The organism is Listeria weihenstephanensis, from assembly GCF_003534205.1.
Taxonomy (GTDB): domain Bacteria; phylum Bacillota; class Bacilli; order Lactobacillales; family Listeriaceae; genus Listeria_A; species Listeria_A weihenstephanensis.
This window is the reverse complement of record NZ_CP011102.1, coordinates 3033067-3044535: the sequence shown is the minus strand read 5'-3', so window position 1 is coordinate 3044535 and position 11469 is coordinate 3033067. Positions and strand designations below refer to the sequence as shown.

Below are 11469 nucleotides of genomic sequence, written 5' to 3'. Positions count from 1 at the left end.
GGGTCTTTATACTTGAGGACCTTCTTTTTTCGTGCATTTGTGTTTTTTTCGTTGTACAATAAGATTATGGAATTATAAGGGGGCGCGAACAATGTTTGCACAGGAGCAAAAAATTGCAAATCAGGTAACGGATCAGCTCCGTTTTAGTATATTAGCTAGTGGTAGTTCAGGAAATGCGACGCTTATTGAGACTGCGGATCAGACGATTTTGGTCGATTGTGGCTTGAGCGGGAAAAAGATTGAGAACCTATTTAGCGAGGTTGGTCGTAGTATGACGGACGTGGATGCTATTCTAGTGACGCATGAGCACGTGGATCATATTAAAGGACTGGGCGTTTTAGCGAGACGTTATGAGGTGCCGATTTATGCCAATGCAAAAACGTGGATGGCGATGGAACCGCTGATTGGGGAAGTGAATAGTGATCAGAAGTTTCAGTTCGATATGGAGACGGTAAAATCATTTGGTAGCCTGCAAGTGGAATCTTTTGGGGTTTCACATGACGCAGCTGAGCCGATGTTTTATATATTTCATAGTGGTAAAAAGAAATTCGTGATGATTACCGATACGGGTTATGTGAGCGATCGGATGAAAGGACACATTGCCAATGCGGATGCGTATCTTTTTGAGAGTAATCATGATGTGGAAATGTTGCGAATGGGACGCTATCCTTGGAATGTAAAACGCCGTATTTTGGGCGATGAAGGACATGTTTCGAATGAGGATGCAGGAATTGCGATGAGCGAGGTGATTGGGGACGCGACGAAGCGGATCTATCTGGGACATTTGAGTAAAGATAATAATATGAAGGATTTAGCACGCATGGCTGTTTCGCAAACATTGGCTGGGGAAGGTATCATTGTCGGGGAACAAATCGAGCTTTTTGATACGGATCCGGAGTTACCAACGCCAATTTTTACGATTTAATGTGATTTATAGCGGAATTTTTAAGGAAATTTCATAGTTTTTTCATAATTAGGGTATACAATGACTATATGGAAATGTCTATCAAGTAGGAAAGGGATGAATTATGTATGGATGAGAAAAATAAAGATCTTGAAACACATAAAGATGACCTAGCAAGTGGAGCGTCACCTGAAAAATTACCGGAATCACAATCTTATGTAAAGCCTGAACCAACTGCGGCTGGGGAGGTACATACACCACCAGTAGAACCGCAAGTGGCCAAAGATATACCTGTTGAGGCGGTGCATTCGGCGGAGGGCATAACACCTGAAGGCGAGCCATTTGCAACAGCGACTAAAGAAGAAGCAGAAGCGAGTTCGACACATGCTTTCTTTGATGCAGCGGCAAGTGAAGCACCGAAGGAACCAAGTAATACAGGTGGAAACAACGTAATACCGCCAGTACCACCAACACGTGCAAGTGGCGGAGGAACTGGAAGCGAACCACCGAAAAAAGGCAAGAAGACGATGTTAGGCGTATTTTTAGCAGGGCTTATCGGTGTTTTAATCGGAGCTTTAATTGTGCTCGGATTCTCTTGGGGCGCGCTACATGATGACAATAATACAGCCTCAAATTCGACAACGACAAGCAGCGGTCAAACGAAAAAAGTAACGGTTGAAAATACAACAAGCACGACTCAGGCCGTTGAAAAGGTACAAGATGCGGTTGTTAGTGTCTTGAATTATCAAGCAGGAACTTCGATTAGTACAGGCGGAACAACAGAGGATGAAGCGTCATCTGGTTCTGGTGTTGTCTACAAGAAATCAGGTGGAAAAGCATACATCGTAACGAATAATCACGTTGTGGAAGGTGCTAATAAACTTGAAGTTACTTTTTCAAATGGAAAGAAATCGGAGGCTACACTCGTTGGAACGGATAAGTGGAATGATTTAGCCGTGCTTGAAATTAGCGATAAAAATGTGACGACGGTTGCTGAATTTGGTAACTCTGACTCGCTTAAAGTCGGCGAAACAGCGATTGCGATCGGTAGTCCACTCGGAACTGAATTTGCTGGAACGGTAACAGAAGGTATTATTTCTGGTCTAAATCGTACGGTGCCTGTTGATACAAATGGCGATGGTACGGAAGATTGGGAAGCTGAGGTTATTCAAACGGATGCTGCGATCAACCCTGGGAACAGTGGTGGGGCGTTAGTGAACATTGAAGGCCAGGTTATCGGTATTAACTCGATGAAAATTTCAACGGAAAATGTAGAGGGTATCGGCTTTGCAATTCCAAGTAATACAGTGGAACCAATCATCGATCAATTAGAGAAAAATGGAGAAGTTGAGCGTCCGTCACTTGGTGTGACATTGCGTGACGTGGATACAATTCCTGAGGTACAGCAACAACAAATCTTGAAATTACCAGAAGGCGTTGATTATGGTGCGATGGTACAACAAGTCGTATCTGGTTCAGCTGCTGATAAAGCTGGTTTGAAAGAGTATGATGTTATCGTTGAAATGAACGGTAAAAAAGTAACTAATTCCATGACATTGCGCCAAATCTTATACGCGTCTGATGTGAAGGTCGGCGATAAGATGGAAGTGAAGTATTACCGTAGTGGCAAGAAAGAAACTACGACGGTTACGTTAACTGCTGCATCATCCACCAACCAATAAGTAACGCACGGACCGAGAAACGCTCATCTGCGTTGTTAAAGGCTCCGTTCCGATGCTCTTGTACAAGTCGTACATTCCGCTTCGGTACTCGCCTTTGCCTAGCAGCTAAGCATTTCTCGGTCCGTGCTCGTTCGGCGGTGAGTTGAGAGAGTATAGTGAAAACACGATTTCCTTTTGACGGGAATCGTGTTTTTTTGTTATTCCATTATTTGGTGGCCGGCGTTTGTTAGGGTTTGAATTGCGGTGGTTAGGTCGGATTGTTTCATTAGGATGTAGTCGGTGTTGTAGGTGGAGACGGCGAAGATACTGATTTCTTTTTCGGCGAGGGGTGTCGCGATTTTGCTCAGGATGCCGGTTAGGGAGAAGTCGAGGATTCCTTCGATTTTTAGGAGGAACCAGTCGGGTTCGGTGGATTCTGCTTGGACGGGGTCGAGGATATCCGTGGGGGCTATGATGGAGCACTCTTCGTTTGTGTAGGTGATGCTTTTGAAGCGGGTTTCTTCGGACTGGAACCAGGTCGGGATTTGGAAAGTTGGTGGGAATTTTGCGATGGTGTAGTTTGTTTTGTCTATGTGGAGTTTCATTGGGAAACGCCTCCTTTTTGATAAGCGTATCATGAATGGGGATGGCTTGCAAAATGTTTTGACAGACGGGGGCCTGGATGGTAAAGTTAGAGGAAGTTAATAATTCTATCAGATAGAGTAATTTGAGGGGTGAGTTTCATTCGTAGTGATATTTTAAGAGGGCATGTGGACTCGATTATTTTGCGAATTTTGGCGGATGAGGATTCTTATGGTTATGAGATCTCGAAGCAAATTAGTCAGCGGACGGGTGACCGGTTTCAAATTAAAGAGGCAACGTTATATGCGGTGTTTCAGCGGCTTGAAAAGAAGCAGTTGATTGAGTCGTATTTTGGGGAACGGTCGCATGGTGGTAAGCGGAAATACTATACGATTACGAGTCTCGGTCGGGCTTATTTAAGCGAGATGGCGCGGGAATGGCGAGAAATTAAAGATATTATGAACATTTTTTTGGAGGAGATTGATTCGTGAACAGGATAACAGAATTTGTGGAGAAACTATTTGAAAATGTACCAGAGAGCGATCAGGCGGCGCAGATTAAGGAAGAAATCACGTATAATTTAGAGGAAAAAGTGGCGGACTTGATGGAGGAAGGGAAGTCTGAGGAGGACGCGGTGAATAAGGCGATTATCGAGTTTGGTGATATTGATGAGATTATTGCGGAATTAGAAGTGGCTAAGCCGAATACGAAGAAACGACGGGCGCTTGCGAAAGTGAACTTAGGATTTTCGATTTGGGGCGCGGCGTTGCTGATTATTTTATTTATCGTTGTGAATGTGATGTACTCACGAGATGTTTTGTGGTGTATTTTCCCTATTTTTGTAGTGCTTTGGTGGCCGCTCGCGATGTTTTATTTTTGGTATCGGCGTAAGGCTGAGGATAGATAGATTTGGATAAGTCAATGCGGTTTTCTTCCTAATGAAGAGTTGTTATTGGCTTTTTATATGGTTGCGAAGAAGAAAAGAATTATACATAATTACGGCAATTCGTTGTATCCTCCTTCTCGTTTGGAAAAAAGCAAAACGGGAATATTGGAAGAAACATGAGGAGGCGAACTTGGATGGGAGAGCGGTATTTGAACTATTATTCCCAGGAAGCTATTCGAAAAAATAGCGTTGTTATTGTGTCTAATCATGAGGCGTTTATAGAAGATATAAAGCAGCATCCGATTTTTCTAGGAGTCTCCCTAGAATCGATGAGCGATAAGGCTTTAGCAAGCTCGGCGTATGTTGTTTCGGATGAGGCGATGCCGAGTTATTTTATAAAAAAAGATGGTCAAATGTATATTCATTTTTATCGGGGAGAGGCATTGGAGCCATTGTTAATGCGTAGTTTGCTGCATGCGGATTATATTGTGACGGATGAAGCGTTACCTCTCTATTTGCAAGAAGTTATGCAAGGGGTGGTCATTACCTCGCAACAATGGGAGGCCGGTTTATTGTCGGAAAAACAAGACGCTGATACCAAAAAGACGATTTTGATGTATTGTGGTGGGTTTAAAAATAATGGAATTACGACGTCAGCTATCAATTTATTGCATAATTTAGACTACGAGCGTTATCGGGTTATTGTGATAGATACGGAGGCACTTCACGATGATTGTAAACGAAATTTCAAAAAATTGGATCCGCGTGTGTTGCGGGTGACAGTTGTTGGCGGTATGCTACGGACCGCGGAGGAAAGCAAAGCGGAAGAGCGGCTTTTCACGGCGAGTCACGAACTATATGTGGAGTTTGGCCCTGAAGCTTTTTTAGAGGAGGAAGTGAAACGATTATACCAGCGTGAATTACGGCGTATTTTAGGGGAGACGAAGATTGATATTGCGATTGATTTTGATGGTTATTTTAAGTATTGGACCTTGTTGCTTGCGACGAGTGGGGCTAACCAGAAATTGATTTATCAGCATAACGAGATGATGCAAGAATATCGCAAAAAATTAGGTGTGGACTATAAGCATCGGGTGGATTTAAATGTGATTTTCTTACTGTATAATTATTTTGATAAAATCGTTTCGGTGGCGGAGCATACGCGAGATTTGAACGAGGCCAAATTGCGACATTTAGTGGAAAATAGTTCGGAAAAAATGGTTTATGTTCATAATTCACTGGATTATGAGGCTGTGCTTAAGGCTGCGGATGAAACGTTAGATGTTGCGCTAGATGAGAATAGCTTTTACTTTATGACCATGGGCAGGCTTTCTCCTGAAAAGAATCAGCGAATGTTGATTGAGGCTTTTAAAGAGGTTGTTGTGAGGCGGAATGATGCAAAATTAGTGTTGGTTGGTAATGGGGAATTGAAGGGAGAGCTGGCGGAAGTGATTCGGGAACTGGGCTTGGAGGAACATGTTACATTGCTTGGACAAGTGGTCAATCCATTTCCATTATTGAAGCGGTGCGACGTATTTATTTTGCCATCGAATCATGAAGGACAACCAATGGTATTGCTGGAGGCGTTGATTTTGCGGAAGGCGATTGTGGCAACGGATATCCCAGGATCGCGGAGTATTTTGGAGGATGGTTATGGTTTGTTAATTTCGAATTCGAAAGAGAGTTTGGTGGAGGGGATTTTGCGTGCGCTGGACGAAGATAGACCTACTAAAGAATTTGATTATGTGGCGTATAATCAGCATGCGATGGAGATGTTTTACGAAATAATAGAATGAAAAAAATGCCGCTACATGATGTGGCGGCATTTTTATTTGTTATTTTAATCCGGAAACGTTGAATCCTTTCAAAATGTATTTTTGGAACATCATGAAAATCAAGATAATCGGGATAACCATGAAGGTAGAGCCGGCCATTTGGAGTGCGTAGTTGCTTGAGTATTGGCCTTTTAATAGGGATAGACCTACGGATAATGTGTAGTATTTTTCGTCGTTTGCGATGATCAGTGGCCATAGGAAGGAGTTCCAACCTGCGATGAAGGTCAGGATTCCTTGAACGGCTAGGACTGGGCGGGAAATCGGTAAGATAATTTTCCAAAAGATGAAAAATTCGCTGGCACCATCTAGTCTAGCGGCTTCCATGAGCTCATCAGGAATTGTCGACATGAACTGTCGGAACAAGAAGATTCCGAAGGCGCCGACAAGGCCTGGTAGGACAATACCTGTCATCGTATTTGTAAGTCCAAACATGTTCAGGATGAGGTAAACGGGGATCATTGTGACCTGCCCAGGAATCATCATCGTAGCAAGAACCATGTAGAACATCTTGTTTTTGCCGCGAAATGAGAACTTCGCAAATCCATAACCTGCCATCGCATTTAGAAATAGGCCGATGAAGGAAAACAGGACGATAACGAGTGTGTTGCGTAAATAAACGCTGAAATTAAGTTCGGTAAAGAGCATTTTGAAGTTGTCCCATGTGAATGTTTCGGGCCAAATCGTTGGTGGGATTTGCAGGATTTCTGCGTCGGTTTTGACTGATGAGAGCACCATCCAGATGAAGGGAAGGATCATGAAAAATCCGCCAACTGCTAAAATAATACCTACGAGCCACTTGGCACCGCGCGATTTGTGTGCATATTGATTCATTTTTTTCACTCCTCCTACATTTGGGTGTCGCTATGACGATTTTGAATTTTAAACTGGACAATGGTAATAATGATAATCGCGATAAACAGGATAAAGGAACCTGCTGCAGCGTATCCAAATTTACTTAGTTGGAAACCGTTTCGATAGATGAATAGCGCCACGGAAGTCGTGCTATCAAGCGGCCCACCTTGCGTCATGACAAACGGTTCTTCGAAAAATTGTAGCCAACCGATCATGGTTGTAACGGTAACGAAGAAAATCGCAAAACGAAGTAAGGGAACGGTTACGTTAGTTAGCTGTTTCCAACGATTGGCGCCGTCAAGTTGTGCGGCTTCGTAGTATTCGCGCGGAATGCCTTGAAGTGCAGCTAAAAAGATGATCATGTTAACCCCGATTGCACGCCATAGTGCGAGGATAATCAAGGAAATTTTGGCGATGGTTGGATCTTGAAGCCAAGGCACCGCGGGTAAGTCGAGTAAGGATAGTAAGTAGTTGAAGAGGCCGAATTGTGGATTGTACAAATAGCTCCAAACAACAGCTACAGCAACGACATTCGTGATCGATGGTGTGTAAAAAATTAATCGGAAAAATTGGAAAATCTTCGCTTGGCTGAAGTTGATCATGAGCGCAATTCCGAGTGAGCAAATGATAACTAAAGGTACCCCGATGATAACGTAAAATAGCGTGTTACCTATTGATTTTAAGAATATCGGATCGGATAAGACATTTTTGTAGTTCTCTAAGCCGATAAAATTGATTTTTGACCAGTCAGCGAGTCCAACTAGATTTATGTCGGTGAAGCTGATGACAAAAGCGATAACGATTGGAAAAAGGGAGAACATAATCAAAAGTAAAAGTGCTGGTGAAATGAATAAATACGGTGTTTTTTGATCCATAAAACGACGCAAATTGTAAACCTCCTCATAATATGTAGTTGGGGCAAGAGCGACATTATCAGCTGCTTTTGCCCCGAACAGTTAATTATTTTTTAGAATGGTGTTAACTTCTTTGTTGAAATTATCCATTTGATCTTGCACGTCAGCGCCACCACGATAAATTTGTTCGAAGTTTTTCATGTAGGCTTGTGCAATTTCTTCAAACTCGGGAATAAGCGGCATTGGTTCTGCATTCGCCATTTGTTCGCCGAATATTTTGTAGAAAGGATCGTCTTTTAGCGTCTCGTTTTCCCATGATTTTTGCACGGTAGGTAGAGAATTCGTTAGTTCCATCCATTTGAGTTGTGTTTCTGGTTTGCTCATGAATTGCAGGAATTTCCCAGCATCGTCTTTGTTTTTACCGTATTTAAAAACGGCTAAATTGGCTCCACCTAAGCTTGAGGTATTATTTTCTTTGGCTGGAAGTACTGCCGTTGCCCATTTTCCGTCGATATCTGGAACGGTATCTTTCACGGCTTTTACCATCCATGGACCGCTGATGAACATTGGAATAATTGCGTCGCCGCCGAATGTTTGGGCAACGTCAAGGCCTAGTTCTGCTTTTGGCGCAGAGCCATTTTGGAAAAAGCTATTCAAATAAGATACGGAATCAACGAACGGTTTTTTATTGAACACGGGTTTATTTGCATCATCGAAAAGTGGTGAACCGTTTTGACGACCGAACATGAATCCTAGGCTTTGTTCTTTGCCATCGATGTTTAAGCCGTACATATCGTCACCGCGGTCTGAGAGTTTTTTAGCAACTTCGGATAACTCATCCCACGTTTTTGGTGCATGATCGTAGCCCGCTTTTTTCAAAATATCAGTGCGGTAAAAGAGCACGCGAGTATCGGCATACCAAGGAACTGCGTAAGTTTTGTCATCAAATTTCGTTGTTTTCGCCGAGCCATCGAAGAAGTTTTTGCCTTCTAACTCTGCATATTTATCCGTATAGGAATCAAGGTCTTCCAGTGCACCAGCTGCCACGAATTCGGGCATCCAGGTTGTTCCCATTTGAACGACATCGGGGCCTGATTTTGAAGCCACAGCAGTGAGTAGCTTATCGTGCGCGTTAGCCCAAGGGATCGCTTGTACTTTCACTTTTATTCCCGTGTCTTTCTCAAATTCTTTTGCGAGTTTTGGTAATTGTTTGGCTTCATCTCCCATTGCCCAGACGTTCAATACTTTTGTGTCGGCGGCATCGTCTGAATTTCCACAGCCTGCAAGTGCCACTCCTAGCGTTAAAACCATCGTTAACAACAATATGCTCCACTTTTTCTTCATTTCTTCTCCTCCAACTTTTTATTTTTATGTCTTGCAATTGGTGCTTGTTTATAGAAACGTTTCGATGGAATCATTATAAAGCGAAATGTAATCGATTACAAGTCTTAAATGTAAAATATTTAGCGATTTATGGACTACTTTTGGGGACATTAATAGGAAGAAATAATTCGGAAAAAAATTAAATTTCAAGGAGTATTTCGGAATTTCAAGGCTTATTTGTATAATTTTATCGATATTTGTTTGACGTGAGAAAAGAAAACGCTTATACTGTTGGTATGATTGGATAGAAACGTTTCGAAATAATTGATTTTGAGGATGTGTATTATGAAAAAGAAAGAGTTAGGACAATTACTTGGAAGGATGACGGTGGCTGAGAAGGTTGGACAACTTTTGCAATTGGCACCGATGTTTTATAAGGGAACGATTACGAAAGGGGAAATTACGGGACCTATGGCGGAGATGGGGATTACGGCGGAAATTTCGGAACGGGCTGGTTCGGTGTTAGGATCGGCGACGGCAATTGAGATGATCGCGATTCAAGAGGCCTATCTGGAAACGAATCGATTGGGAATACCGCTCATTTTTATGGCGGACGTCGTGCATGGCTATAAGACGATTTTCCCGATTCCGCTTGCGATTGGGGCGACTTGGGATGTGGAAGCGGCTGAGAAAATGGCGGCAGTTTCGGCAAAAGAGGCGACGGCAGCTGGTTTGCAGGTTACTTTTTCTCCGATGGTGGACTTGGTTCGTGATCCTCGGTGGGGGCGCGTGATGGAGTCAACTGGTGAAGATCCTCATTTGAATAGTGAGTTCGCAGCCAGTTTTGTGCGTGGATATCAGGGTGACCCAGAGTTGCTCTCGGAAAACTATGAAAAAATGGCGGCTTGTGTGAAGCATTTTGCGGCGTATGGTGCGGCTGAGGCGGGACGGGAGTATAATACGGTGGACATGTCGACGCGGGAGTTGTACCAGAATTATTTACCGGCATATGTGGCGGCGCTTGAGGCGGGTTCGAAGCTTGTGATGACGGCGTTTAATGTGGTTGACGGTGTGCCTGCGACGGGAAACGAGTGGTTGATGCGAGACGTGTTGCGGGATGAGCTTGGTTTCGATGGTGTGCTGATTTCGGATTGGGGCGCGGTCAAGGAGATTATTAATCACGGGACGGCGGCTGATTCGGCGGAAGCGGCGGAGCAGGCGTTGCGCGCGGGCGTGGATATTGAAATGATGACGACGTGCTATTTGGAGAATTTGGAAGGTATGATAGCGGACGGGACGGCGGATGTGGCGTTGGTTGATGAGGCTGTGATGCGGATTCTGGAATTAAAAAATGATGTCGGCTTATTTGAGGACCCGTATCGTGGATTGAAGGGCAAGCAGGATCGACAAACGGATATTTTATCGGCGGAACATCGGGATTCTGCGCGCGAGATTGCGGCGGACGCGATGGTGTTGCTGAAAAATGTGGACGGTTTATTACCGCTTGCAGTGGATACGAAAATTGCTTTGGTTGGACCGCTTGCAAAGACGCAAGATGTGCTTGGCGCTTGGTCATGGCTTGGTGATAAGGAAGACGCGATTTCGGTGCATGATGGGATGGCGAAACAGTTTACGCAGGTGGATGTCGCGGGCGCGGCTGATACGGAAAATGTGACAGAAGCGGAAATTGCGGAGATGGTTCGGGTTGCAAAAGATGCGGATGTGATTGTGTTGGCGCTTGGCGAGTCGGCGGATCGGAGTGGTGAGGCAAACAGTATTGCGACCATTCGTTTACCAGAGACGCAGTACGCGATGATCGAAGCGATTCGTGCGGTTGGAAAACCTGTTGTGACGGTACTTTTCAATGGTCGACCACTGGATTTACATGGCTTGATTGAAGCGAGCGATGCTTTGGTCGAAGCTTGGTTTCCGGGGACGGAAGCGGGAAATGCGGTGGCCGATATTTTGGCGGGCCGTGTGAATCCAAATGGGAAGTTGCCGATGTCATTTCCGTATACAACGGGGCAAATTCCGGTGTACTATAATCACTTGAATACAGGGCGACCAGTGGATGCAGCGGACGCGCAGGAACATTATGTATCGCAGTATATTGATATTCCAAATCAGCCGTTATTTGATTTTGGGTTTGGGTTGAGTTACACGACGTTTGCATATACTGATTTAAAAATTTCGAGCGATATCATCACCAAAAGCGACACGTTGACGATTTCGGTGACGGTGACCAATACCGGCGAAGTCGCTGGAAAAGAAGTTGTGGCGCTATATTTGCAGGATCTTGTTGGAAAAGTGAGCCGGCCACGTAAGGAATTGAAACGGTTCTCTAAAATCGATTTGGCACCAGGTGAAGCGAGAGTGGTGACGTTTTGTTTGACCGAAGAGGATCTGCGTTATTATAAGCCAAATTTAGATTTTACAAGTGATCCAGGTGATTTTAAACTTTTCATTGGAGCAGATTTGGAAGCTACATTTTGTTTGGTTTAAATACAGTGGGAGATAGACATTTGGCTGTGAAATAGTGCATAATAAAGAAAAGTAAACAAGGAGCGGATCG

10 protein-coding genes are annotated in these 11469 nt (G+C 43.9%); 6 read left to right on the top strand and 4 right to left on the bottom strand.

All coding sequences use genetic code 11. The features are described from left to right. The first annotated feature begins 91 nt into the window (after positions 1-91). Together UE46_RS14650 and UE46_RS14645 are read left to right on the top strand one after the other, a co-directional pair. Positions 92-925: an MBL fold metallo-hydrolase gene (locus UE46_RS14650; protein WP_051492969.1), complete on the top strand. Its 834-nt coding sequence runs from the start codon at positions 92-94 to the stop codon at positions 923-925. A gap of 107 nt (positions 926-1032) precedes the next feature. Further along, a complete protein-coding gene (locus UE46_RS14645; RefSeq protein ID WP_036061452.1) occupies positions 1033-2586 on the top strand; it encodes a S1C family serine protease in 1554 nt (517 codons plus the stop codon). Between the two features lie 197 nt (positions 2587-2783). Here the strand turns inward: UE46_RS14645 and UE46_RS14640 are convergent, their stop codons facing one another. Beyond that, positions 2784-3170 (bottom strand): ACT domain-containing protein, encoded by a 387-nt coding sequence (locus tag UE46_RS14640; RefSeq protein ID WP_036061453.1) that lies wholly within the window; start codon positions 3168-3170, stop codon positions 2784-2786. A 138-nt stretch (positions 3171-3308) separates the two neighbouring features. Between UE46_RS14640 and UE46_RS14635 the strand changes: the two genes are divergently transcribed. The 3 genes from UE46_RS14635 to UE46_RS14625 all read left to right on the top strand — a co-directional run bounded on the left by UE46_RS14635 (position 3309) and on the right by UE46_RS14625 (position 5829). Then, positions 3309-3638 (top strand): PadR family transcriptional regulator, encoded by a 330-nt coding sequence (locus tag UE46_RS14635; RefSeq protein WP_036061471.1) that lies wholly within the window; start codon positions 3309-3311, stop codon positions 3636-3638. Further along, positions 3635-4054, top strand: a complete 420-nt coding sequence (locus tag UE46_RS14630; RefSeq protein ID WP_036061454.1) for a permease prefix domain 1-containing protein — start codon at positions 3635-3637, stop codon at positions 4052-4054. Before UE46_RS14635 ends, UE46_RS14630 begins: the two co-directional genes overlap by 4 nt. A 173-nt stretch (positions 4055-4227) precedes the next feature. After that, positions 4228-5829, top strand: a complete 1602-nt coding sequence (locus UE46_RS14625; RefSeq protein ID WP_159103104.1) for a glycosyltransferase — start codon at positions 4228-4230, stop codon at positions 5827-5829. Between the two features lie 39 nt (positions 5830-5868). On the opposite strand, the gene UE46_RS14620 is transcribed toward UE46_RS14625, so the two are convergent. From UE46_RS14620 to UE46_RS14610, 3 genes are all read right to left on the bottom strand, one after another. Further along, the gene (locus tag UE46_RS14620) at positions 5869-6699 is read right to left on the bottom strand and encodes a carbohydrate ABC transporter permease (protein WP_036061455.1); all 831 of its coding nucleotides are present in this window, start codon (positions 6697-6699) and stop codon (positions 5869-5871) included. 14 nt (positions 6700-6713) lie between these two features. Further along, positions 6714-7595, bottom strand: a complete 882-nt coding sequence (locus tag UE46_RS14615) for a carbohydrate ABC transporter permease (protein WP_411431066.1) — start codon at positions 7593-7595, stop codon at positions 6714-6716. A gap of 81 nt (positions 7596-7676) precedes the next feature. Further along, a complete protein-coding gene (locus UE46_RS14610; RefSeq protein ID WP_036061457.1) occupies positions 7677-8918 on the bottom strand; it encodes a sugar ABC transporter substrate-binding protein in 1242 nt (413 codons plus the stop codon). A gap of 324 nt (positions 8919-9242) precedes the next feature. Between UE46_RS14610 and UE46_RS14605 the strand changes: the two genes are divergently transcribed. Continuing rightward, positions 9243-11399, top strand: coding sequence for a glycoside hydrolase family 3 N-terminal domain-containing protein (locus UE46_RS14605; RefSeq protein ID WP_036061458.1), 2157 nt, complete (start codon positions 9243-9245; stop codon positions 11397-11399). Positions 11400-11469: the final 70 nt, after the last annotated feature.

What these genes read in the sequence shown, in the direction of transcription:
- UE46_RS14650 (WP_051492969.1), top strand. Translation starts at nt 92, where the DNA reads ATGTTTGCACAGGAGCAAAAAATTGCAAATCAGGTAACGGATCAGCTC.
- UE46_RS14625 (WP_159103104.1), top strand. Translation starts at nt 4,228, where the DNA reads ATGGGAGAGCGGTATTTGAACTATTATTCCCAGGAAGCTATTCGAAAA.
- UE46_RS14615 (WP_411431066.1), bottom strand. Translation starts at nt 7,595, where the DNA reads ATGGATCAAAAAACACCGTATTTATTCATTTCACCAGCACTTTTACTT.
- UE46_RS14605 (WP_036061458.1), top strand. Translation starts at nt 9,243, where the DNA reads ATGAAAAAGAAAGAGTTAGGACAATTACTTGGAAGGATGACGGTGGCT.
- UE46_RS14610 (WP_036061457.1), bottom strand. Translation starts at nt 8,918, where the DNA reads ATGAAGAAAAAGTGGAGCATATTGTTGTTAACGATGGTTTTAACGCTA.
- UE46_RS14640 (WP_036061453.1), bottom strand. Translation starts at nt 3,170, where the DNA reads ATGAAACTCCACATAGACAAAACAAACTACACCATCGCAAAATTCCCA.
- UE46_RS14645 (WP_036061452.1), top strand. Translation starts at nt 1,033, where the DNA reads ATGGATGAGAAAAATAAAGATCTTGAAACACATAAAGATGACCTAGCA.
- UE46_RS14620 (WP_036061455.1), bottom strand. Translation starts at nt 6,699, where the DNA reads ATGAATCAATATGCACACAAATCGCGCGGTGCCAAGTGGCTCGTAGGT.